Source organism: Pseudomonas sp. F007 (genome assembly GCF_057814275.1).
In genome coordinates, this window is the sequence record NZ_JBVATA010000008.1 from 260,586 (window position 1) to 284,249 (window position 23,664).

Annotated in this window: 20 protein-coding genes and 1 pseudogene; 12 read left to right on the forward strand and 9 right to left on the reverse strand. The window is 60.3% G+C overall.

Going from position 1 to position 23,664, the window contains the following annotated elements; genetic code table 11:
• Positions 1-272: 272 nt before the first annotated feature.
• The 4 genes from ACZYR5_RS21360 to ACZYR5_RS21375 all read right to left on the reverse strand — a co-directional run bounded on the left by ACZYR5_RS21360 (position 273) and on the right by ACZYR5_RS21375 (position 7,849).
• Positions 273-2,636, reverse strand: a complete 2,364-nt coding sequence (locus ACZYR5_RS21360; RefSeq protein ID WP_489091425.1) for an arylsulfatase — start codon at positions 2,634-2,636, stop codon at positions 273-275.
• A gap of 80 nt (positions 2,637-2,716) precedes the next feature.
• The gene (locus ACZYR5_RS21365; protein ID WP_489091426.1) at positions 2,717-3,193 is read right to left on the reverse strand and encodes a 2,4'-dihydroxyacetophenone dioxygenase family protein; all 477 of its coding nucleotides are present in this window, start codon (positions 3,191-3,193) and stop codon (positions 2,717-2,719) included.
• 137 nt (positions 3,194-3,330) lie between these two features.
• Positions 3,331-4,374, reverse strand: a complete 1,044-nt coding sequence (locus ACZYR5_RS21370; protein WP_489091427.1) for an SCO family protein — start codon at positions 4,372-4,374, stop codon at positions 3,331-3,333.
• Between the two features lie 76 nt (positions 4,375-4,450).
• The gene (locus ACZYR5_RS21375) at positions 4,451-7,849 is read right to left on the reverse strand and encodes an Ig-like domain-containing protein (protein ID WP_489091576.1); all 3,399 of its coding nucleotides are present in this window, start codon (positions 7,847-7,849) and stop codon (positions 4,451-4,453) included.
• A 498-nt stretch (positions 7,850-8,347) separates the two neighbouring features.
• Between ACZYR5_RS21375 and ACZYR5_RS21380 the strand changes: the two genes are divergently transcribed.
• The 8 genes and pseudogenes from ACZYR5_RS21380 to ACZYR5_RS21415 all read left to right on the forward strand — a co-directional run.
• On the forward strand, positions 8,348-9,034 hold the full coding sequence (locus ACZYR5_RS21380; protein ID WP_489091428.1) for a helix-turn-helix transcriptional regulator: 687 nt from the start codon (positions 8,348-8,350) through the stop codon (positions 9,032-9,034).
• A gap of 25 nt (positions 9,035-9,059) precedes the next feature.
• Positions 9,060-9,974: a pyridoxal-phosphate dependent enzyme gene (locus ACZYR5_RS21385; RefSeq protein WP_489091429.1), complete on the forward strand. Its 915-nt coding sequence runs from the start codon at positions 9,060-9,062 to the stop codon at positions 9,972-9,974.
• 79 nt (positions 9,975-10,053) lie between these two features.
• The gene (locus ACZYR5_RS21390; RefSeq protein ID WP_489091430.1) at positions 10,054-10,494 is read left to right on the forward strand and encodes a disulfide bond formation protein B; all 441 of its coding nucleotides are present in this window, start codon (positions 10,054-10,056) and stop codon (positions 10,492-10,494) included.
• Positions 10,491-11,135 carry a DsbA family protein gene (locus tag ACZYR5_RS21395; RefSeq protein WP_489091431.1) on the forward strand — a complete coding sequence of 215 codons (645 nt, stop codon included), beginning with the start codon at positions 10,491-10,493 and terminating at the stop codon, positions 11,133-11,135. Before ACZYR5_RS21390 ends, ACZYR5_RS21395 begins: the two co-directional genes overlap by 4 nt.
• Positions 11,136-11,153: 18 nt before the next feature.
• Positions 11,154-11,504 (forward strand): DUF3703 domain-containing protein, encoded by a 351-nt coding sequence (locus ACZYR5_RS21400; RefSeq protein WP_489091432.1) that lies wholly within the window; start codon positions 11,154-11,156, stop codon positions 11,502-11,504.
• 431 nt (positions 11,505-11,935) lie between these two features.
• A complete protein-coding gene (locus ACZYR5_RS21405; RefSeq protein ID WP_489091433.1) occupies positions 11,936-12,424 on the forward strand; it encodes a lytic transglycosylase in 489 nt (162 codons plus the stop codon).
• 305 nt (positions 12,425-12,729) lie between these two features.
• Positions 12,730-13,038: a hypothetical protein gene (locus ACZYR5_RS21410; protein ID WP_489091434.1), complete on the forward strand. Its 309-nt coding sequence runs from the start codon at positions 12,730-12,732 to the stop codon at positions 13,036-13,038.
• A gap of 115 nt (positions 13,039-13,153) precedes the next feature.
• Positions 13,154-13,276: pseudogene (locus tag ACZYR5_RS21415) on the forward strand (integrase); the annotation flags it as partial.
• 127 nt (positions 13,277-13,403) lie between these two features.
• Here ACZYR5_RS21415 and ACZYR5_RS21420 read toward each other — a convergent pair.
• Positions 13,404-14,207: a PDZ domain-containing protein gene (locus ACZYR5_RS21420; protein ID WP_489091435.1), complete on the reverse strand. Its 804-nt coding sequence runs from the start codon at positions 14,205-14,207 to the stop codon at positions 13,404-13,406.
• A gap of 313 nt (positions 14,208-14,520) precedes the next feature.
• Entirely contained in the window at positions 14,521-15,009 is a 489-nt protein-coding gene (locus ACZYR5_RS21425) for an Lrp/AsnC family transcriptional regulator (protein WP_489091436.1), read from the reverse strand.
• A gap of 132 nt (positions 15,010-15,141) precedes the next feature.
• Here ACZYR5_RS21425 and ACZYR5_RS21430 point away from each other — a divergent pair, with 132 nt between their 5' ends.
• A complete protein-coding gene (locus ACZYR5_RS21430; RefSeq protein ID WP_489091437.1) occupies positions 15,142-16,602 on the forward strand; it encodes an L-lactate permease in 1,461 nt (486 codons plus the stop codon).
• A gap of 59 nt (positions 16,603-16,661) precedes the next feature.
• On the opposite strand, the gene ACZYR5_RS21435 is transcribed toward ACZYR5_RS21430, so the two are convergent.
• The gene (locus ACZYR5_RS21435) at positions 16,662-17,735 is read right to left on the reverse strand and encodes an NAD(P)/FAD-dependent oxidoreductase (protein ID WP_489091438.1); all 1,074 of its coding nucleotides are present in this window, start codon (positions 17,733-17,735) and stop codon (positions 16,662-16,664) included.
• A gap of 115 nt (positions 17,736-17,850) precedes the next feature.
• Positions 17,851-18,861 carry an aldo/keto reductase gene (locus ACZYR5_RS21440; RefSeq protein ID WP_489091577.1) on the reverse strand — a complete coding sequence of 337 codons (1,011 nt, stop codon included), beginning with the start codon at positions 18,859-18,861 and terminating at the stop codon, positions 17,851-17,853.
• A gap of 92 nt (positions 18,862-18,953) precedes the next feature.
• On the opposite strand from ACZYR5_RS21440, the gene ACZYR5_RS21445 reads away from it, so the two are divergent.
• On the forward strand, positions 18,954-19,853 hold the full coding sequence (locus ACZYR5_RS21445) for a LysR family transcriptional regulator (protein ID WP_489091439.1): 900 nt from the start codon (positions 18,954-18,956) through the stop codon (positions 19,851-19,853).
• Positions 19,854-20,086: 233 nt separating this feature from the next.
• Here the strand turns inward: ACZYR5_RS21445 and ACZYR5_RS21450 are convergent, their stop codons facing one another.
• The gene (locus ACZYR5_RS21450; RefSeq protein ID WP_489091440.1) at positions 20,087-21,013 is read right to left on the reverse strand and encodes a LysR family transcriptional regulator; all 927 of its coding nucleotides are present in this window, start codon (positions 21,011-21,013) and stop codon (positions 20,087-20,089) included.
• A gap of 182 nt (positions 21,014-21,195) precedes the next feature.
• Here ACZYR5_RS21450 and proV point away from each other — a divergent pair, with 182 nt between their 5' ends.
• On the forward strand, positions 21,196-22,440 hold the full coding sequence (gene proV, locus ACZYR5_RS21455) for a glycine betaine/L-proline ABC transporter ATP-binding protein ProV (protein WP_489091441.1): 1,245 nt from the start codon (positions 21,196-21,198) through the stop codon (positions 22,438-22,440).
• A gap of 85 nt (positions 22,441-22,525) precedes the next feature.
• On the forward strand, positions 22,526-23,626 hold the full coding sequence (gene proW, locus ACZYR5_RS21460) for a glycine betaine/L-proline ABC transporter permease ProW (protein WP_489091442.1): 1,101 nt from the start codon (positions 22,526-22,528) through the stop codon (positions 23,624-23,626).
• Positions 23,627-23,664: the final 38 nt, after the last annotated feature.

The following is a 23,664-nucleotide window of genomic DNA, read 5'->3' on the forward strand; positions in this document are numbered from 1 at the left end:
GGATGTACGCGTCATCGTTGACGACCATCGCGAGCAGGCTCGCTCCTACAGTGGATTGGGTTTCATCTGTGGAATCTGGTTTAAGCCGGTGAGGCCGAGGATCACCCGATATGGCCGGGTTTCATCAGCCTGATGTAGGAGCTGGCCTGTCGGGCCGCCGCATCGCAGCGATGAGCCTGAAGCCGCCGCGTTAATCCAGGATGTACGCGTCATCGTTGACGACCATCGCGAGCAGGCTCGCTCCTACAGTGGGTTGCAGTGGAGCGAGCAAACTACGGCAGATACATCACATGCACGTCATTGATCTTGCCATTGAAATGAAACGGCGCGCGGTCGAAGTAGTCGAGGGTGACCGGGGAGCCCTCGTCGGTGGCGACGTCGAAGGTTTCGCTGGCAGTGAAGGTCAGCGGTGGGGTGAAAGGCGTGGTGGCGCTGGCGATTTCCTTGCCGTTGAGGCGCAGGGTCAGGTTGGCGGGCGCGCCGGGTTTAGGGGCTGACATCACCGTCAACATTTCAATGCTGAGGCGCCCGGCCGGAACTCGCTCGGCCGACTTCAGCTTGACCCGGGCAATCGCCAGGGCGTTGTACTCGTAGACCAGGAAGCCGTCATCCATGTACAGGCTGACCCCGCCGCCGATCCCGCCCAAGGCATACAACACGCCCGAAGCATTGGCTGGTACGTCGGCGTCCACCACCACGCTGTTGTTCTGGTTGCGCAGGTTCGGCGCGGCGAATTCCGGGAAGCGTTGCACGTGGTCGCTGAAGTGCCACTCGTGCCGGGTGGTGGAGATCCGAGCCTGCGGGTCGAGGAACGGATACAGGCCGGCACCGATCGGGTAGACATGGTTGGCCTTGGCCTGCACGTCGAATTCAGCCTTCAGCTCGGCGAGTTTTTGCGGATGGGCGGCAGCGACATCCTTGGCCTGGGAGTAGTCATCCTGCAGGTTGTACAGCGACCACTGATCCTTGCTCGAATCCCAGCCCATGAACTGAGCGAACCCTTGCACCCACGGCTTGCGCGGGCCGAATACCGAAGCCATCCAGCCGTCCTTGTACACGCCACGACTGCCCAGCACCTCGAAGTACTGCGCCGGTTTTTTCGATTTCACCTCGGGGTCATTGAAGGTGTAGCGCATGCTGACGCCGTCGAGCGGGTCCTGGGCGATGCCATTGACCTCGGTAGGCGGGGAGATCGCCAGCAGGTCATACACGGTGGGAGCGATGTCGTTGACGTGATGGAACTGTCCGCGCACCCGCGCGTCGGCCTTGATCTGCTTCGGCCAGGAAACCGCCAGTGGTGTGCGTGTCCCGCCAAAGTAACCGGCCACCAGCTTGGTGCCGACAAAAGGCCCCGAACCGGCCCAGGCCCAGGCGGCGTTGTACATGTTCTCCAACTTCGGCCCGCCCAGCGCCGACAGGCCTCCGTACATCTCATTGAGGACTTTCAACTGCTGTTCCTTGGGCACCGGGATACCGTTCTGCGCCAGCAGTTCGTTGATCGTGCCTTCCATACCCTCGGCCGAAGCGCCGTTGTCGCTGAACACATAGAAAATCAGCGTGTTGTCCCGCTTGCCGCTGCGTTCGAGCTGGTCGAGGAGCTTGCCGGCCTGGGTGTCCGCATGCTCCATGAAGCCGGCATACACCTCCATCAAGCGCGCCTGATACTGCTTTTGCTCGGCCGACAGGCTGTCCCAGGCCGGCAGTTCCGCTGGGCGCGGGGTAAGCACGGCATTGGCCGGGATAAAGCCCAGGGCTTTCTGGCGAGCAAAGGTCTGCTCGCGGTAAGCGTCCCAACCGGCGTCGAACTTGCCTTTGTACTTGTCCGCCCACTGCGCGTTGACCTGGTGCGGGCCGTGCACTGCACCCGGGGTCCAGTACATGAAAAACGGCTTGTCCGGCGCATAGGTCTGTTGATCCTGCAGCCAGTTGACGGCCTGGTTCGCCAGGTCTTCGCTGAGGTGATAGTTCGGGTCGCGCGGCGGTTCGATCGGGGTGTTGTCGCGGTACAGGCGTGGTTCGTATTGCGAGGTTTCCCCGGCCAGGAAACCGTAGAAATGTTCGAAACCGTAAGCCGTCGGCCAGGTGTCGAAAGGCCCCGCGGCAGTGGTGTCCATCGGTGGCGTGTTGTGCCATTTGCCGAACGCGGCGGTGCTGTAGCCATATTGCTTGAGCACCTCGGCCATGGTCGCCGAACTCTTTGGAATCTTGCCCGTGTAGCCGTCCCAATCGGTGGCCAGTTCGGCGATCACGCCGTTTCCAACGCGGTGGTGATTGCGCCCGGTGAGCAGCGCGGCACGGGTGGCGGAGCTGATCGCGGCGGTGTGGAAGGCGTTGTAGCGCACGCCGCTGTCGGCCACGCGTGTCAGGGTTGGCGTGTGGATCGCGCCACCGACGGTATCGGCCTGGGCGAAGCCGGCATCGTCGAGCATGATCACCAGGATGTTCGGCGCGTCGGCCGGCAGGTGCGATTGCGCCTGGCGTTTATGGTGCGTGGATTCTTGCAGCGTCGGTTTCGCCTCACTGGCCGAAGGCGTGGGCGGGAAGGGCAAGGTGTCCTGGGCACTGGCGACCGATGTCGCCAGCAGCGCACAGAGTTTCAAGGCGAAGGGCCCGGCGGGATGCAGCTTCTGGGACATGGGGGTCTCCGTGATGTTCAGGTGGCAACGACACGGCCGCCCGGTGCGGCGCCGGGCGGTCGAAGAGGCTGTGGGGGCGTTCAGACAGCAAAGCTGGTGATGTCCCGGGGCTCGACATCGTTGGCCTGACAGAACGCCAGGTAGCGTTCGACGCTGGTTTTCCAGTTTTCGATGGCGACCAGGTTGTCGCTGTCGTCGAAGTACAGCAGGTCGCCCTGGGTGATGTTCAGGGTGATGATTTCGTCGCCGTATTCCGGCAGGGCCACCGGGGTATGGCTGGAGCCTGCGGTTTCGAACACCACGCCGCCGGCCTTGGAGATCCAGTCGTGTTCCAGGTACTTCCAGCCGCCCTTGATGGTGTAGACGATCACCGTGCCGGAGTGATGGTGCTTGGGCAGGGTGGTGCCGGCCGGGGCCTTGAGCAGGGTGATGGTCTCACCGCGAATCGGGTCGCATTTGAGGTATTTGATAAAGACCTCATTGCTGTAGGGCACGAACGGCACCCACGGCAGGTCTTCATCGTTGATCGCGGCGGTATCAATGCTTTCGTAAAACATGGTTGTTGTTCTCTCATTGACGGCGGGTGGAGGGACGCGTGTATACGGCGCCATCCTGAAGAGGACCCCAAACCATTGCCCCCCCATCGGCGAGGGGGAGCGTCTGCTGATTGATCGTGCCAGGCGTGGGCTGGACCTCAACCGCCCTGCGGCGCCATCTGGTGCCCGGCGTGTTGCATGTGGTCCTCATGGTTTTCCTGGACCACCGGCGGCTCGGGCTGCACGCGTTCGGTTTCTTCGGCGAGGAAGGTCAGCAGGGCGTTGATCTCGATGTCGCCGAGGCGCAGGTTGGGCATCGCCAGGTTGTTGTATTGCGCATACAGCTGCATCGCCAGCGGGTCTTTTTCGCTGAGCATCTGGTCCGGTTCGCGGATCCAGCGCTTGAGCCATTGCGGGTCGCGCTGGCGGGTGACGCCGATCAGGTCCGGGCCGATGCCGCGCAGGCCGGCGTTGGCGGTGTCGCCCAGGGTGTGGCAGGACGAGCAGCGAGTGCGGTAGATCTGCTCGCCGGCACTCGGTGGGCGCAGGGTCGGGGCGCTGGCGTAGTCCTGGGTATTGCTGCTCGGTTGCTTCCAGTTCTGCAGGGTCTTGCTCAGGCGGTCGGCGAGGATGTAGGGGTTCTCCATCGGCGAGGATTTCATCCAGCGCCCGGTGCTCTGGTTGCCGATGATCAGGCTCAGGTTGTGGTCCTTGTTGCGGCCGTTGTCGATGCCATCGATGAACAGCCCGAGGTTTTTGCGCAGGGCGGTGATGTCGTCCTTGTTGCCAGTGAGGAACTGCCAGCCCGGGCCGATGCGAAATTTCTCGGCGTACTTTTTCAACACTGGCGGGGTGTCGGTTTCCGGGTCGATGCTGATGGAGTAGAGGAACACGTCCTTGCCGACCCGGTCGCCGAGGATTTTCTGCACCTGCAGCAGGCGTGCAGTTTCCAGCGGGCAGGAGTCGGTGCAAGAGGTGAAGATGAAATTGATCGCGACCACCTTGTCTTTGATCATGTCATCGAAGAAGTGCAGGGTCTGGCCGTCCTGATTGATCAGCGCGGTGTTGGGGAAATAGTCCTTGCCCCAGGGCGTGCCCGGGTCGCCGTCCTCGGCGGCGCTGACCCAGCGCGCAAGGCCGAGCAGGAACAACAGCAGCAGGCGGATCAGTGGGTTCGGTGCAGTCCAGGATAACGTGCTCATGATATGCGTCCTGTGCAGGTACTGATAAAAAACCTTGCACCCCGACCGTCCGGGCCGAGGTGCAAGAGGGTCGCGATCAGCGCACCGAAACCGGGGCGGTGATGGTCTTGCCGGAGGACGACTTGATCGTCACGCTCGCCCCCGCCGCCGGGGCATTGCCGGTGGTGGTGATCGAGACCCGCCAGCGTGCGCCGGTGGGGGCTGACGACAGGGTCGCGGTGCCGAGGCTGACCGGTCCGCCGGTGGTCGCGGCGGTTACGGTCAACACCGAGTCGGTCTTCGACGTGGTACCGGCCAGGTCCCAGGTGTAGCGGCTGTTGCTGCGCGCCGTGACGCTGGCGCTGGTCACCTGCAGGTCCTCGTTGCTGGTGACGGCGGCCGGCACGTTGACGGTCACCGTGCCCGGCGTCGCCGATATCCCGCCCTTGGCATCGCGCAGGTCATAGGTGAACACCGCCGTGAAACCCTCGGTCACCGTGGCCGGTGGGGTGTAGGTAATGGTCGTGCCATCGGTGGTGACGACGCCCTTGCCGGAGTCCGGCTGACTCAAACCGACCACCGACAGCGGCAGGTTGTTGTCCGGATCGCTGTCGTTGGCCAGGACGTTGAGGGTCACCGCCGCGCCCGCGGCCGTGCTGGCACTGTCGGCGCCGGCGATGGGTTTTTTGTTCTCGCTGCCGTCGTCGCCACCTTCGCCTTCTTCCTCATCGTCAGGGTTGCCGCTGCCCTTGCCGCCGCTGCGGAAGGTTGGCAGCGCAGCCGTGGCGACGTACTCGACGCCATCCCAGCTCGGCAGCGGGGTCGGCATCAATTCGAATTGGCCGGGGTGCTCGATGTCCCAGCGCAGCAACATCGACGAGTCCTCGTGCTGGGTGTTGTGGCAGTGCTCCATGTAGGTCCCGGCAAACTCGCGGAAACGGATGGCCATGGTCACTTCCACCGAGCTGTCGACTTCCGGGCCGATGCGGAACACGTCCTTGCGCGCCCATTTTTCCCAGTCCGGCGGGGCCTTGCCGTCGCGGTCGAGAATCACCCCTTCCTCGAAGTGCACGTGCACCGGATGGCTCCAGCCGTTGCCGCCGTTCTTGATCTTCCACACTTCCAGGGTGCCGTCGCCGCTGAAGCCGGCATCGGTCGGGCCGGTGGACAGGGTGGCCGCTGCGGTCAGCTGCCGTGGGTCCATGCTGTAGCCGAAACCGTCATCGGTCTTGATGGTCCAGGGCGCCAGGTCGGTGCCGTCGGAACGGCCGAAGGTGAAGCTGCGATGGCGCGCCAGTTCGAGCTTGGCCTTGTCAGCGGCATCGTCGCGGTTGATGGTCAGCGGGATCATTTTCTTGCCTTCGGGCTTGCCCGGTTTGGCCGGCTCGTAGGCGACCGGGTCCATGCTCTGGTCCTGGCCGGAGTAGGAGTTGACGATCAGTTGCAGGAACTTGCCCACCACCGGATCGCCCTTGTCCCATTTCGGGCCTTTGCTGCTGTCCTTGAGTTCGGCCTTGTACTTGCCGGACAGCACGTCGCCCAGGGGCACCGCGTCTTTCTCCGGGCCCTTGCCGGTCTTGTGCTCCATCACGTTGACGAAGTACAGCTTGTCGCCAGTCTTGATCCCGTGTTTGGCGAAATTGATGATGATGTCGTAGCGCTCGGCGATGGCCTGGGTCGGCAGGATCGCGTTGTTGTTCTTCAGGTCGCCGTCGCCATCCAGGTCCAGGGTGCCGTCGAACGGCACCGCGTGCTCCATGATGTTGCCGTCGTTGCCGATCATGTGGAACGGCACCCGCGCGTAAGACACACCCGAGCCGGACGGGCCCTGGAATTCACCGCTGGTGCCCTTGATTTCGCGGACCACCGCCAGCTTGAAGTAGCGCGACACCGAGCCGTTGAGGATGCGGAAGCGGTAGCTGCGCGCGCGCACGTTGAGGAACGGCTGGTACTGCCAGTTGACCAGCATCTGGTCGCCGAGGAAGCCATCGGTGTTGAACGGGTTGAACCACAACTGGCCGTTGGCATCCCAGGCCTTGTCGCCGAGCACCAGGTTGACGTCGTAGTCGCGGTTGCCCCAGGGCATGGCGCTGCCGCTGGGGAAACGCAGGTTGACGCCGTCTTCGAAGGTCTCGTTGCCGCGGTCGATGGCGCTGTAGTAGTTCATCATCACCGCGTTGCCCTTGTAGACGTTCTGCGCGGTGAAATCGAGCATGTGGTCGTGGAACCAGTGGGTGCTCATGGTTTCGCGCCAGTCGCCACGGATCTTGATGCTGCCGTTCTCGCAGGTCTTCTTCGACGGCGCCATGTCGTTGACCCACAGGGTTTCGCCAGGCGAGCAGGGGAACGCCGCGCGTGGGTCCTCGGCCTTGGTGTTGATGGTGTCGTAGCCGGCCAGTTGCACCGGCCAGCGGTAGTCGTAGTACTGGCCGGGGAAGAAGAAGGCGTTGGCATAGCCGTCGCTTTCGGCCGGGTTGTGGCCGTTGTGTTCGTGGGTGCTGATGGTGTGCAGGCCGAAGCCGTTGTTGGCCGCCGGGTCGATCGGCAAGGCGTTGTAATGACGCATCAGCAGTGGTTGGCCGTAGCGCACCATCAACAGTTTTGGCGGCAGGGTGCCGTCGAAGGTCCACACCGAGTTGTGGTTCTGGATCGGCATCTTCGGATGGATGCGAATGTCGATGCCCTTGGTCGTGCCCTTGGTGGTGGGCATGTCCGAGGTCTGGTAGTAGAGCCCGCCCGGGCCGAACTCACCCTTGGCGTAGCCGTGCATCTGCTTGTTGTCGCGCAGGCCGAGGTTCTGCCGCGCGCCGGCTTGCACGGTCTTGAATGCGGCCTGCGGGTAGAACTCGTTCCAGCGCTGGTGCGACCAGCCCTTGCCACCGGGCCGGCCTTCGGCGGGCGAACCGACCGGGGCGCGGTTGAGGAAGGCTTCGATCTGCGCCTTCCACGGGTTGCGATCCAGCACGTTGGAATACTGGGTGGGGTAGGGGGTCAACCCCGGTTGCCGGAGGAAGGCTTCCAACGCAGTGCCCGCCGGACCGCTGCGGGCGATGCTGTTGGGGTCCTGGCCCGGCATTGGCCCCAGGGTTGGGACCGGGAAGGTCATCGGTGCTGGTGGGGTTTGCGGGTCGAGTTTTTCCGGGCCGAATTCCTCGAACAACAGAATCTGCTGGGTGAACGGCTCGGCGCCGAACAACGGGCTGGGCTTGCCGTTGGTGGGGAAGTTGAACGACGTCTGCAGCGCCGGCGGCAACACGTTGTCGGTGCGCGGCGTGTTGCGGTCGCCCTGGCCGCCATTGGGCAGGGACAGCGAGCCATGGTTGGCCTCGGGCATGCCGCGGATTTCCAGCAGCGCAGCGGCCGGGTCGGCGGGCTGCGGCCGGTAGTAGGACGGGTCGGTGGGAGAGGGCTGGCTCTCGTCGTCCATCGGCGATGCGCCGGCGTCCATCAGGTACAGCGCATAGAACATGGCTGACGCAATGCGCGAACGCTCCATCAAGGGCGACGCTGGGGTAGGTGTGTTGTTCATCCGGTTCGCCTCACTGCCTGCGTGGGTGTGTACCGGGCATACTTCGTGTCGAGGGTGATGTTGTTGGAGCTCTCTCCCTCACTGTCGGAGCGAGCTTGCTCGCGAAAAACTTCAGGACACCGCGTTCATTCAGAATGTCCGCGTAATCGTTAACGTTTTTCGCGAGCAAGCTCGCTCCTACAAAAGAGAGAGCGAACCCTGAACAATATTACCGGTCGATGGCACTTTGCCCTTTATTTGGGCATGGGGCAAAGTCCGTGCCAGCGCCGTTTCAGGCCTGTTCTGCGGCGCTTCAGAGCCGTCAGCCATGGGGCTTGCAGACCGTCCAAGTGGATCCAATCAATACTGGCCATGAGCCGGGTATTGGGGGGGATGTGGGGGGGAATTGGGGGCTGGCCGGGCTTGCGGGAAATCAACGGTACGCCTATATTTCAACAGAATGTTGAAAATCGGACCGCAATGCCCATGCTGGATACCACCCTCGAACGCCACACCACCCTGCAGGTGTTGCGCGCCGCCATCAGCGCCTTGTCCAGTGTGATCGGGCGCAATACCGAGATCCTCCTGCACGACCTCGAGCGTCCGCAGCAGTCGGTGCTGGCGATTGCCAACGGGCATATTTCCGGGCGCAAGGTCGGCAGCCCGATCCTCGGCGGGCCGGAGCAGGACAAGGGCTTTGCCGCCGTCACCGCGGCCACTGCCGCCAGCGACGGCTGCGACCCCGTGGTCATCCCCGACTACCCGACCCTGGTCAACGGCCGCCATTTGCGCAGCGCCACCGTGGTCTACCGCGACCGCAACGGAACCCCCTTCGCCAGCCTCTGCATCAACGCCGACCTCACCGGCTTGAGCGTCGCCCAGGCCTTCCTCGAACAGTTGCAACCAATGCTCCAGCCCGCCGGCGAACCGGCCGCGGAACCGGGGGATATGGAAGTGCTGATGGCGCAGATCATTCAGGACTCACTGGCCACCCTGGGTCTCGGCAAGATGAACAAAAAAGCCAAGGTCGAAGCCGTGCGAGTGATGCAGGAGCGGGGCCTGTTCATCGTCAAGGGCGGCGTGGAAAAAGCCGCCACCGCCCTCGGTGTGACCCGCTTCACGATTTACAACTACCTCGAGCAGTTGCGCGGCGATAACGCGGCGCAACGCTGAACCCATTTTTCAGGACCTGCCCATCATGCCCTTGCACATCAACACGCCGCTGATCGAATCCCGCCCCCTGAGCCTCGCCGCCCATTGCACGGTCAACCTCAAGCTCGACGCCCTGCAGCCCTGCGGCTCGTTCAAACTGCGCGGCGTCGGCCATGCCTGCGAAATCCATCGAGCCAATGGCGCCGAGCGGTTTATCTCGTCGTCCGGCGGCAACGCCGGGCTGGCGGTGGCCTACGCCGGACGCAAGATGGGCGTGCCAGTGGTGGTAGTGGTCCCGGAAACCACCACCGAACGGGCCAAGGAACTGCTGGCGCTGGAAGGCGCCGAGGTGATCGTCCATGGCAGTTCCTGGCAGGAAGCCAACCAGCTGGCGCAAGGGCTGATCAAGGGCAACGACGCCTTTATCCATCCATTCGACGACCCACTGCTGTGGACCGGCCACGCCACCCTGATCGACGAAGTCGCCGCCAGCGGACAAAAGCCCGATGCGGTGGTGCTCTCGGTCGGTGGCGGTGGTTTGCTCTGCGGTGTCATCGAAGGCCTGCAGCGCAATGGCTGGCACGACGTGCCGGTGATCGCCGTGGAAACCGAAGGCGCGGCGTCGTTCCACGCGGCGACCCTGGCGGGCAAACCGGTGCAGTTGGATCAGATCACCTCGATCGCCACCTCGCTCGGCGCCAAACGCGTGTGCGACCAGGCGGTGAACTACCTCGGCAGCCACAGCATCCACAGCGAACTGGTGACCGATCAGCAGGCGCTGGACGCTTGCGAGCGCTTCCTGTTCGATCACCGGGTGCTGGTGGAGCCAGCCTGCGGCGCGGCATTGGCGGTGGTCTATGAGGGCGCGGCGCTCAAGGCTTTCGACAATGTGTTGGTGGTGGTCTGCGGCGGGGCAACGGCGTCGCTGGAGCAGATCCGGTTGTGGTCTGCCAAGGCATGAGCCGATAAGCGCTTGACTCTGTAGTGGCTTCAGGCTGTTGAATGGCGTCCGCCTACCTCTTGAAAAAGGATTTCACCGGATGCCCCCGTCCCCTTCACAGCCTCTCCCCAAAGGCTGGCCGCTGTTACTGATCGCCTGGCTGCTGGCCCTGGTGTCCAGCCTGGTCGTGTTGTTCGTTGGCGAAGTCATGGGCCAGGCGCCCTGCGTGTTGTGCTGGTTCCAGCGGGCGTTCATGTTCCCGCTGGTGGTGGTGCTGGGCGTCGCCTGCTGGGTCTCCGACACCCGCGTCTGGCGCTACGGCCTGCCCCTGGCCGGCGCCGGCTGGTTGCTCGCCTTGTTTCACAACCTGCTGTATTTCGGTTTTATCACCGAAAGCCTGCAACCCTGCGGCGCCGGCCCGTCCTGCTCGGGCGCCGACATGACCATCCTCAGCGGCCTGCCATTGCCGTTGCTGTCACTGGGCGTCTTCAGCCTGTTGATCATCCTTCTCGAAATCCTCCGCCGGAGAGTCACCCCATGAGTCGTCGCACCCTCGTCATCGCCATCACTGCCGTTGCGGTGATCGGCTTCAGCGCCGCCGCGTTCTACTACAATCGCGCCACCACCCCGGTGCAAGTCACCGCGCCCGTGCAGGACAGCAGCGCCCTGGTGCGCTTCAACGCGCCAAGTTTCGGCCCGGCCAAAGCCTCGGTGACCGTGGTCGAATTCTTCGACCCATCCTGCGAAAGCTGCCGCGCCTTCTACCCCATCGTCAAACAAATGATGGCCAAACACCCGGACGACATCCGCCTGGTGCTCCGTTACGTGCCCCTGCACGTCGGCTCCGAACAAGCCATCCGCCTGCTGGAAACCGCCCGCAAACAAGGCGTCTACCCGCAAGTCCTGCAAGCCGTCCTCGAATCCCAGCCGCAATGGCACGACGACGCCAACGCCACCGCCGCCTGGACCGCCGCCATCCAGGCCGGCCTCGACGAAGCCAAGGCCCGGGAAATCCTCATGTCCGCTGACATCACCGCGACCATCGCCCGCGACGCCGCCGACGCGAAAACCCTCGGCGTCACCCGCACCCCAAGCTTCTTCGTCAACGGCAAACCCCTGACCAACTTCGGCGCCCAACCGCTGTACGACCTGATTCGTAGTGAAATGAGCGCGCCACGATAACTAGGTGTTGAGGTGAATATGAACACACGCCTGCGACAGGCCATTGATCAAGCGTTCGTCGAGGCTCGGGCTGCGATGGAGTCGGGTGACATTCCGGTCGCGTATCGCTGGCTGGAGCGGGCGCATGTGTTGACTCAGCGGATGCCGTTCGCGCATGCGAAGGCCCATTGGTGGATGTTGCGGGTGGGGTGGCTGGATCGGGATTGGCGGGAAGTGACGGGGCAGGTGCCGAGGATTTTGGCGGCGTTGGCGTTTTCGAGGGTTTGGGTGCCGGTGGGGAATACGGGGAGGGCGCGGGTGAGTGCGTTTAGGGTGATGGGGGTTGAGGGGGAGGTGGAGGCGTTGTTGCGGGTTGGGTTGGAGAGGTAGGGGGCTGGATGGATGAATTCACCTCTCATCAGCTTTGATGCCTTCGCTTTGAGCGAGTCGTGTCTGTGGGGTAGGGCAACTTTCGGCCAAGAGCGGACAGTGGACACAGTGATATCAAATTGGTAGCTTCACCGGTGCTGTTTTCGAATATCGAAGGTCGTAGGGCTTGCCGTCATCCATGTCACATTTCTCCTTGAGCAATGTCGCGTTTGCCGCGACCACCTCTGAGACAAATACGGCTGGAGCGTAAACGAATTACCATCGAAGCATCCGGTGAATGGGAGAATCGCAAGTTTTCCTACAAGTGATGAATTGGCAGTGCGGACGTTGCTTGGTCAGTACTATCTTGAGATTTCTGATCAGGTGCGACCAATTCTGAAAGCAGTTATCAAGTACTGCTGATCGAGCGGGCATGCTGATTCGAGATGTTGATGGGGGTATTTATTTATGAATCGTCAATTTTTTTTTGCAAGTCATGGTTTAGAGCGAAGAAGAAGCCGACAGAAGTTTGGTCTAAAGAGCAGGCTGAGCTTGCTCATACCAACAAGAAAACTTATACGGTATTAGTTGACTCTGTCAGTCAGCCATACTGCTTTCTCGATATTTCTGACAAGGTAATAGGTGTAGGATTTCTTGATGAGAATTTGCGTGTATCGCTGACGTACGCTTTTCAGGAGGTTGAGCCTGAAATGTTATTTTTAACTACGGCTATATACCGAGAGTTCGATGGTGAGTCAGATAAGGTGATTAGTGGTGCTTCATATTTATTTGATCGCAGCGGGGGAGTTGTTATCAGGAAAGAATCATTCAATCCTCATAAGCTTGAAATTGCGAACTCTCATGCCGATGTTTCGTCAAATTATTCTCGAGTACCGTCATTTGGCGACTACGATGAGTTGATTCGAGTAGAGCACGGCTAATTTGTTTGGCGGCCTCTTAATATCGTTAGAGTAAAGCTAAAGGTTAATCACCAATTGGCACGAAGATGGGATATGTGATTTTTTATCCAAAGGTTGATAGGTCGCTGCATGAGCTTCCGCGGGAAGATGCCCCGATCCAATCATATACTGATTACCAAGGTGAAAAAGCGATGAAGCGGATTTCCCGACTGTAAGCCGTGTTATGGGTGCTATCTACGCCTCACATTTTTGCCAATGACGCTGAAGGCGTACGCATGTCAGACGAAGCTACAGACATCAATCACACCATGCACAAGGATGCAGTCATGAGTCGCTACGAAGGCAAACCATTTCTAAAGCTATTGGAGTTATACGTTTTACAATCCATTGGCAGGATTGAGCCAGAGCAATTGAACGTCTTGGCTCGAATGGAGCCCAAACTACGCGAGACCTATGCCACCCAAGGAACGTGGTTTGAAATAGTCGCCGAGCAGATGGACTTTCGAGATGATCTTCCCAGCCGTATCAGCGTCAAGTGGGATTCCTATTCCAAACACATGCAGCAAAAGGGAGTGACTGCCGACCCAATGGAGTTAACCTACCGATTTGTAGATACCAATTTTATCGTTAATTAAGACGACCGCTTTTGGGCTGGCCTCGATCATCCGACAGGCCGCTTTGGGTCGAAAGCGACCACGGCGCACTGTGCCTGATCCATCCTTGTCCTCCCCCAACGTGGAGGACACCACCATGAACACTATTGCTACATACACCCATCAGCCGTGGAACAAGGGAAAGCTAGTCGGCCAGAAAGCCCCGCTTCGATTCAGAGATACCTGGGCCATCCGGGTCAGACTCCAGCTCGCAGAGAAATGCCCTGGAAATGGCGGGACAGACGGAAGTCTGACTATCTATAGCGACTGTCGATGCTAGACCGTCGCTATCCGACCCATTGCTGCCGGTGGCGACAGGCTACAACCGGCCAGAAATAAGCCAGTCGCTAGCTACCCAACGTCACTTTTTTCACCAGCACCTGCCCCTGGCGAACCAAGGTCACAGTAATGGCCTGGCCGCTATGGGCATCAATCAACCGAGAAAAGCCCTCCTGATTGGCCACTTTTTCATTATCGATAGACACGATGAAGTCGCCGGGAAGGATGTCTGCCCAGAAGGCGGGACTGTCATCGACGATAACCTCTACCGCCACCCCTTGGTTGGTCTGCAGAGCTTGGCGCTCAAGATCATTCAGGTTTCGAACAGAGACCCCAAATTTGTTCCGATATTTCACAAAAAACACAGCGCCGTAGTCAGACCGGTTCACTGTCATCGGGACATAGGTCGTATTAGTCCCATGGGTGGTCGTCAACACGTTGCCGTAAGTGGTTGCTGGGCCGCCTGGCCCATATGCTGTCGCTGATCCGGTAGCATACGACGTGCTGGTTGTCGGGGTGGTGATGGGCACGCTGGACGTCACTGAGTCCGTATATTTGGGGTAGAAGACCAAAACCAAGTCAGCCCCAACGGCGCTACCTTGTGCCAGGGCTTGATGTTCAGAAGCCACCTCGCCACTGTTGAACATCGAACTGCCGATGGACACAAATCCCCGCTTATAATAGTCGGCAATGATCTGTTTGATGTCGCCAAACTCCGAGCGCTCGATTAGCGGTTCTTCGGGAGCCGGGGAGACCCGATTGGCGGCGATCAATTCGGGAGTGACTCCGGGGGCGGGAGTGTAGAAGTCCTCGTAGCGACCAGCACAACCCGCAATCACAAGCGACGTAGCCATCACCAGCGTAAGCTGCATAAACCGCTTTCTCATTCCCTACCCTTCCTATTCGAACGTAGTCACTACCGCACTCGAAGTGTGCCCAAATTATCACGTAATAACACTATGGCGAATAGGTGGATTGCTGTTTACGAGCGACACAGGGGGGGGATGAATAGAAAACTTCCGGCGACGCATCATGTGAGAAGTAATGACCACTTCTGGCCGATAGCGGACACTCAGAGCGTCCAAAATCAACCACTAAAAAATACCTTCCCCTTCGGTTATCAAGTACGACTGTCCTGGCTAATTCCAAGCAGTTTCGATCCGCAACACGCTCTTGAATGACCAGTTACCCCGACACACTCGGCACCCCAAGCCCGACCTTCACCCGGTCCAGCGCCACGATGGTCTTGAACCAGGTCACGTTGGCGTTTTCGGCAAACAATCGCCGGGCCAACGCCTGGTATTCCTGCATGCTGGCAACGGTCAACACCAGGACGAAATCCACTTCACCGGTGACGTAGTAGCACTGCTGAACTTCGGGCACCGCGAAGTGCGCCTTCATCGCCTCCAGCGCCTCGATGCTGGTGCGCTCGGCCATCACTTCGACAATGATCGTGATCGGCCGTCCTACGGCGGTGGGATCGACGATGGCGACGTTGCCGGTGATCACGCCCACTTCTTCCATGCGCTTGATGCGGCGCTGAACGGCGGCCGTGGAAAGATTGACCTGTTCGGCCATAAGGCGCAGCGGCATCGTGTTGTCGCGCTGGACGAGGTCGAGGATGGCACGGTCGAACTTGTCCAGCGATTGAGGTGCGGCGTCGTTTTTTGCCATGGTCGATCCGTGAGAAATTTTCTCGAAAACTATCAGAAAACTGCGGCCCTTTATCTGGCCAGGCGAAATATTATTTTGCCAGCAGTCTGCGTACGCAGCCTTGGTCGAGAACACACTCAGGATATTATTGGCATGCTCGCACTGTTCCATCTTTCCCCGGTCCTGTTGGTGACCGCCATGCTCGTCGTGCTGCGCCGGCCACCTGTTCACGCGGCACTTGCGGGCACTCTATTGGTCATGGTGCTCTGGTTCGCCGGTGCTGCTGACGCGTGGCGCCTGGGCAGTATGGTGGCCGCCGCGCAAGATACGGCCGTGCTGTTTGCAAGCACGGCTTTCGTGATCGTTCCAGGTCTGGTCTTCGTGATTTTTATCGAGCGCATGGGCGTCAACCTGGCGCTTAGCCAATGGGTGCGGTCACTGGGGCTTGGACGCGGCGATCAAGTGGTGTTTATCGTCCTTGGGCTGGCACCGTTGCTTGAGGCGATGACCGGCTTCGGCGTGTCGTTGATCGCAACGGTGCCGCTGCTGCTGAGTCTCTTCGAACGTCGGATTGCGCTGCGAATCGCACTGACCGGCATGGCAATCATGCCCTGGGGAACGCTGGGCCTGGCAACGGTCATTGGTGCTTCGTTGGTTCACCTGGACGCCCCCGCGCTGGCATCGACCTCGGCACTGACCAGCGCACCGGTGTTTTTCGCCCTCAGTGCAATCGCGCTCTATCTTGCAGGCGTTCGTGACGCGCGGGAGTGGAGGGCGTTGGGCGCTTTCTGGTTGCTGTTTGTGGGCGTGCTCTACAGTGCCAGTCGGTGGCTGGGGCCGGAAGTGGCCGGCGTTGCTGCGGGCCTGGTGACGGCAGGAGCGGTACTCACTGTCGGGCTGTGGCGCCTGCGCCGCAACGATAGCGGGAGCGGTGCGGTGCAATGGCCGCGTCAGGCATGGCCGTATCTGGTGTTGATTACCTGCATCGTCGCGTTGAAGGTGCTGTGGACAATCACCTCCTGGCAGGATCACTGGGTTGTCCAGGGCGCGCAGGTCACCTGGAAGCCACTCGCCTCACCCGGTGTGGCACTGGTTCTGGTGCTGATCGGGCTAGGGTTTCAGACGCGCAACGCACCACGCCAGACAGCACTCGACGTCAGCATGCCTGCTGCGCTGCTGGCGCGGGCAAAGCGGCCGTTGTTGACCATTTTCTTTTTCCTCGCGATGTCGCAGATGATGGTGAAGGCCGGCTTCCTTGCGGGTTTGATGCAACTGCTGGCAGGGCTGTCGCCCACCGCCGCGACGTCGCTGGTGGCCCTGTTTGGCGGGCTGTCAGGCTACATGACCGGGTCGAATGTTGGCGGCAACGCGATCTTCATGCCGGCCATCGCGATGCTGCCCGAATCCTCTCGCCTATTGTTGGCGGCCGTCCAGAACAGCGCGGCAGGGCATGCCGCGCTGGGCTCGCTGTCGATTGTCATGCTGATCCTGGGGCTGGCCAAAACCCAGGCCAGTGAGGAAGGCGAACTGGTCAGGTTCGGCTTCATGCTGGTCTGTCTCAATACTGTGTTGGTCGCGTTGGGTGCCGCGTTGCTGAGTGGATGGTTGGGGTAGCAGGGTAGTGGCAGATGATCACCCGAATGAGGCCGGTTGCTGTCTCACCAGGGGACCTCCTACGCTTGGAAGAATCGATCAGGCCGGCATGGGCTCAGGGCGCTGGACGCTTCGTCATCGATGATCTCCTCGCTGGCAAGGCGTCCCACTACCGCCGCCAATGTCACTCCAGGGTGCATGGCGCAAACATAGACACCGGCGACTTTCGGTAGATAACCGATGATGGGGAGGCCATCGGCGGGCATGGGCCTGAGGCCGACACAAGCCCGTTCCGGATGTATGGAAACAACCCCATGGAGTTCGTTCTGGATTGTCCTGGCGGTGCGAAGCGCTATCGCTCCCGGCTGATTTTCCATGGCGTCGTCCAGGTAATCTTCCGCCGCCAGCAATGCACCCTCCGAGGTTTGCCTCACCTCCATTTCAGGGCTGGAGATGAGGGTGTGCACGAGCTTGGGTTGTGACGTGTAACGGATGAAAATGGCGGGCGAGGCGTCTATTGGCAGGGATATCCCAAGCATGTCTGTCAGCTTGGTGATGCCTGTTCCGGCCGCCAGTACGACAATATCGGCATCGATGATGCCTATTGTCGTTTCGACTCCGGTCACCGTTGTACCCCGGGTTTCAAAACCCAGCATTCGCGTCTGAGTGAGGATCTTCGCTCCGTACCCCTGGGCAGCTGCGATCAACGCATGGGTGGCCGCCACTGCGTCCAGCGCGCCTTGTCCCGCCTCATAGACAGCAGACTGGGGTGGGTTCTTGAGATTGGGTTCCAGGTCGAGAATCTGCGCTCGAGACACCCGGGTTGCCGAAGCCTGTTGATCCGAGAGCGGCGGGGTTCCGATCACCGTCGCGCCGTAAGACAGGGCACCCGTCCATTGGATCTCCAGGCCAGGCAGGTGCGTTTCGAGTCGGCGGTACTCCTTGATGGCAGCACCGCGCAGTTGCGCAATCGGGTCAGGTTCGGGGTGTGAGGTATTGAGCCAGGCGAAAGAGCTGCCAGTCACTCCCGAAGCAATATCTCCAGCCTCGACCAGGGTGACATTCGCGCCTTTGGCTGCCAAGTGATAAGCCATTGACCCACCAACGATGCCTGCACCAATGACAACGACTCGCTTGCCCTGACCATTTCCCATATCAACCTCCGTTTTGTCGATGTACCGATGGTACGACAGCCGGATGATTTAATGACATGAGCACCTGATCGTTCTGCACGTTTCGCCAAGCATCAACGGGCAGACATCCGCTCACTCAAGCCACGCTGTCAGGTACGTTGGTCCCCATACCTTCAGGCAAGTAGTGGCTTATTTCTTCTATTTCAGCGGGGGCAAGACGAACGCCGATTGCATCGATCAATCCATTCACCTGTTCGGGCTGGCGTGCGCCTACTATCGCGCCGGTGACGGCCGAATCACGCAGTACCCAAGCGATGGCGATGGCTGCCGCACTGACGCCATGCCTGGCACCGATGGTTGCCATCACTTCCACCAACACCAGGTTCTTGCTCAGGCGTGGTTCCTGGAAATCAGCGCTGCGCGATTTTCGCCAGTCGTCGTCGGGCAGGTTGGCAATTCGTTCGCGGGTCATGCTTCCCGTCAGCAGGCCGGATTGTAAGGTCGAGTAGGCAATCACGCCGATCTGCGCCGTTGCGCAATAAGGCAGAATCTCGTCCTCGATCTCACGCATCAACGCTGAATACGGCGGTTGAAGGGCGGCGATATCGGTGACCGTACGGGCTCGCTCCAGTTGGGCCACATCGAAGTTTGATACGCCAATGGCCCTTATTTTGCCCTGCGCCCTGGCTTGGGCCAGCGTTGCCAACGCCTCCTCGATGCCGTCGCTGTTGCCACCTGGCGGAAACGCCGGCCAGTGAATCTGATAAAGGTCGATGACATCGACCTGCAAGCGCCGCAGGCTGTCCTCGATCTCTTTCATCAGTGACCGGGGGGCGAGTGAATGAGCAATCTCACGGGTCTCGGGATCCCACACCAGACTGCCTTTGGTGAACACCAAAGGACGACGCGAGGCGGGCACCTGACGCAGCAATTGCCCGGTCAGACTTTCGGCATGACCGAGTCCATAGACCGCCGCTGTGTCAATCCAATTGACCCCGCGCTCTACCGCGTACTCCAATGCCGCCAGGCTATCGTGATCATCCTGTGCCCCCCAGCTGAACTCCCATCCTTGACCTGCAATGGCCCAGGTGCCCATGCCAATGGGCGAAATCCACAACTCGGATGTACCCAGTCGATTCTTCTGCATAAACACCTCACGTCGATTGATGCGCAAAGTATCCAACGCGAAGTTACCGACGATAAGATAGCCAATCGTGTTTGAACTACTGAATCCTGTTCATGAAAACCCCATGTGATCTTTCCGAGCTCGACGCCTTCGCCGCCGTCGCTCGCCACCACAGCTTCCGTAAAGCTGCCGACGAGCGCGGGGTGTCCGCATCGGCAATAAGCCACGCCATGCGTGCGCTGGAGGGCAGGCTGGGGGTCAGGCTGCTCAACCGAACCACTCGCAGCGTGACGCCCACGGAAGCAGGCCATCAGTTGCTCGCCACACTGGTCCCAGCGTTGGCGGAGGTCGCCAAGGCGCTGCAGGAGCTGACCTTCAAGCAGGAAGTGCCCACCGGTACGCTGCGCTTGAACGTATCGCGCCCCGCAGCCCGCCTGGTCATTGCGCCACTGCTGGCGCCATTCACGGCTGCCTGCCCGCGTGTCAACGTCGAGTTGGTGGTCGACGATGGCTTGTGCGACATCATCGACAAAGGGTTCGATGCGGGCGTGCGCTTCGGCGAGAGCCTTGCCGGGGACATGGTCGCCGTCCCGGTGGGCTCGCCGCAGGGATTTGTCACCGTCGCTGCCCCCGGTTACCTCAGGAAGTACGGGACACCGGACACGCCACAACAGCTACTTGAGCACGTCTGTATCGGCCGACGTTTCCCCAGCGGCAAACTGTATAAGTGGGAATATCTTGCCGAGGGGCAGCCCATGCGCCTGACGGTGGCCGGACCGTTGATACTGGAAGATGACACCCTGATGATCCAGGCCGCGAAGGACGGTGCCGGGATCGCGTACGTGTATGAGGAGATGGCCCGGGAGTACCTGGTTCAGGGGCAACTGGAGGAAATTCTCCAGGACTGGAAATCCCTGCCAAGCCGATTTTTTATTTATTACTCCAGCCGGCGCCACGTACCGCCAGCGCTGCAGGCGCTGATCGAGTTTGTACGTGAAAGGTGGCGGCCGTGAATAATTAAAGGCAGTTCACGGGTGTGCCGTCTGGAAGCATGGGGTGGTGAAGAGGGTGTTTTGATAAGTGTTATAGATCGTCTGTTTTCGGCCATAAGCGGACGGTCGCGGAACAAAGCGACAGAACCTTGCCTTGCTGGCTGGTCCTTTGGACACCGATCCGGCATTTCTGAACGACCCGGCCTTCGGCTTTCCCTCAGCGGCCGCCCCGGACATTCAATTGCCGAAACCTCTCACACATCACTAAACCTGATCCGGGTGGACTCGGCGTACGCTCTGATCCAGTCGGTCGTTTTGATCACATGGGGTTTGCTCATGTGCTGACGGTTGACCACCAAAAACTCCTTGAGCCGGCTGGTCTTCCTCAATGAGAGCACCGGGCACAACTTCCCCTGTACGAGCGCCTCCGCTGCGTAGTACTTCCAGCCGAGTGCCACGCCATGGCCGTAAACGGCCGCGTCCAGCAGCGTTGAATAGGTCGAGTAATACCTCAGCAAGGTCGAGACGGGTTTATCCAGGACCTGGTTTGGCAGCCATTGCTTCCAGTCCATCAACGGGCTGTGATGAGTGGCCAGCTGTAGCAGCGGTACGTTGCAGAGGTCTTCAACCTTGTTGATCGAATGCTGGCGTAGGAATTCCGGGCTGGCGACGGGCAGGATAACCTCATCGAGCAATGGATAACTGACCCCGTCGCTCCAGTTGCCGCTGCCGAATCGCACTTCAATGTCGAAATCCGCCATATCCACCGAGGGCGATTCGTCGACACAGATCAACTGCAACAGGACATCCGGGTTGGCAGCGTAGAAGTCACTGAGCGCCGGCAATAGCCAGTTGGAGGCGGCAACACTGGTCCGCAGCCGCACCACCGCACTTTCTTCCACCTCCGGGCGCAATGCCAGGGCGGTGTGCTCGATGTTTTCGAAAGCCACCGTCACCGAGCTGAGCAGTTTTCTGCCGGCCTCGGTCAGTTCTAGGCGCGTGCCAAAGCGCACAAACAGCGCCACCCCCAGCGTGTATTCCAGCTCCTTGATCTGACGGCTGATGGCGGGTTGGGAAATCAGCAGTTCTTCGGCGGCCCGAGTGAAGTTACAGCGCCTGGCGGCGGCTTCGAAGGCAACGAGCCGGTTCATGGAGCCGAGGAGGTGACGTCTGGAGGTCATGATTGCGCTTCGGAATGGGACGGTTCTCATAACATATCGTTATCAGGAGTATAAATACAGCTGCCCTTCCGGTGGGGGAGGGGCGGTCGTACTATTTGTTCAAGGCATGAGGCGAACGAAGGTTCGCGCGCAACTTCTGACCTGCAATGGACATAGTCGCAAACCCGAAGACGGAGTGACCCATGAAATGCAAGCTCGAAGTCAAAAACCTGTTCAAGGTTTTTGGAGGCTGTCCTGAAGAGGCGATGCGCCTGGTGAAAGAGGGGCGGGAACGCACGGAAATTTTCGCCAGGACCGGTCAATCGCTGGCCGTCAACAATGCTTCTTTCAGCGTGTACGAAGGCGAGATCTTTGTGGTGATGGGGCTTTCTGGATCAGGCAAGTCCACGCTGGTTCGCTTGCTGAACCGCCTGATCGATCCGACCTGCGGGCAGGTTCTATTCGATGGGGCCGATATTGCTTCGATGTCCGAATCTCAACTGCGCGAACTGCGTAGGCGGCACATCAGCATGGTGTTTCAGTCGTTTGCGTTGATGCCCCATTTGACGGTTTTGCAGAATGTGGCTTTCGGCCTAGAACTCGCGGGTGAGCCGCGATCGGAGCGCAACCTGAAGGCGCAGAAGGTGCTGGAACAAGTCGGACTCGGCACACGTTCCAACAGTTTCCCTCATGAATTGTCCGGCGGCATGCAACAACGGGTCGGACTGGCCCGGGCGCTGGCCAGCGATCCGTCGGTGTTGCTGATGGACGAAGCGTTCTCCGCACTTGACCCAATGATTCGCGCCGAGATGCAGGACGAATTGAAGAGGCTTCAGCGCAATGACAAGCGCACCATCATCTTCATTTCCCACGACATCGAAGAGGCGTTCCGCATCGGAGATCGTATTGCGATCATGCAGGATGGCGTAGTGGTACAGGTTGGCACCAAGGAAGAGATCGTCAAGCAGCCGCGCAATGACTATGTGCGGTCATTCTTCAAAAATGTCGACGTGACCCATGTCTATTCGGCGCTGGATGTGTCCGACATGCCCGCCGAATCCTTGCTCGACGCCAGTCGGTACAGCCTGCAGGAAGCCCGCGTCCGGCTGCTAGCCAATGATCTGGAGTTTGGCTACGTAGTTGATAAGCAACGCAAGTTCCTCGGCATCGTGTCCATCGCCTCGCTGGACGCCGGGATTGAGCTCAAGGGCCAGACCGATCTGCTGTGCGCGTTGCTGGGAGCGGACCATAGCGTGTCTACGACGGCATCGGTTTGCAGCTTGTACAACACCCTCGCCAACTTCAGGCACGACTTGCCAGTCGTCGATCCCGACGGCCAGTTCTGCGGCGCAATCAGCCGTTCCCGGGTCTTCGAACTGTTGGGGCGCAAACCGCTGGCGGCCGAAGAGCCCGTGGCCGGGGTAAATGAACCCGATACCTGTTGTTGAGCCCTTTACTGCGGCTGATTCAGTCCATCTGGCGGCGCGCTCCAGGTTTTTTCGACAGCGCCAATAACACCGACCGGGATACACCATGAAACGTAATAACTATAAAAATCATCCGTGGGTTCAAGCCTGTTTCATTGCACTTGCGTGTTTCTGGCTGGCGGGTCTGGCCCAGGCGGCGCCGACAGACGTCGCGCCCTCCCATGAGGTGTCGGCAGCCGAGATTGTCCAGTCAGCTGGAGATTTTCTGAGCGGCTCGACGGCAACGGAGCAACAGGCGCGGTTTGATCCCTGGCGGCCATTCAGCGATCAGGCGGTGATTCCGCTGGATCGATGGGTCACCAACGGGCTGGATTGGGTGGTTGCGCATTTTCGCCCGGCCTTTCAAGCGATCCGGGTGCCCGTCGACCAGACCCTTAGCAGTCTGGACCTGGCTTTGCAGGCGGTGCCGCCGCCAGTCATGTTGCTGCTGATCGGCGTGCTAGCGTGGCGCGCCAATGGCTACCGGCTGGCCGTCGGTGCCGTGGCCTCATTCGTGTTGATCGGATTGATCGGTGCCTGGTCGGAGGCAATGGTCACCCTGTCACTAGTCCTGACATCGTTGCTGTTCTGCATTGTCGTGGGTGTACCCCTGGGCATTGCCTGCGCTCGCAGTGATCGATTGCAAGGCCTTGTGCGGCCGATCCTCGATGCGATGCAAACCACCCCCGCGTTTGTCTACCTAGTGCCCGTGGTCATGCTCTTCGGCATCGGCAACGTTCCCGGCGTTCTGGTCACCATCATCTTTGCCCTGGCGCCGCTGGTGCGCCTGACCAATCTGGGCATTCGCCAGGTCCGTCCCGACCTGATTGAGGCCTCCCGCTCTTTCGGTGCATCGCCCTGGCAAATACTGCTCAAGGTTCAAGTGCCGCTGGCCATGCCGACCATCATGGCCGGGGTCAACCAGGCGCTGATGATGTCGCTATCGATGGTGGTCATTGCATCGATGATTGCCGTCGGCGGGCTCGGTCAGATGGTGCTCAGGGGCATCGGCAGGCTCGACCTGGGGCTGGCGGCAGTGGGCGGAGTGGGGATCGTGCTGATGGCGATCGTGCTTGACCGAATGACGCAATCGCTAGGCCACGCCAGCAGGGTTTCGAACAAAAGCAGTGTTACCCGCAACAGAAAAGGCAGGCTGCAAAAGCAGTGAGCAACCAAGTGCATGGGGTGTAGGCCTCCCTTGTCGGG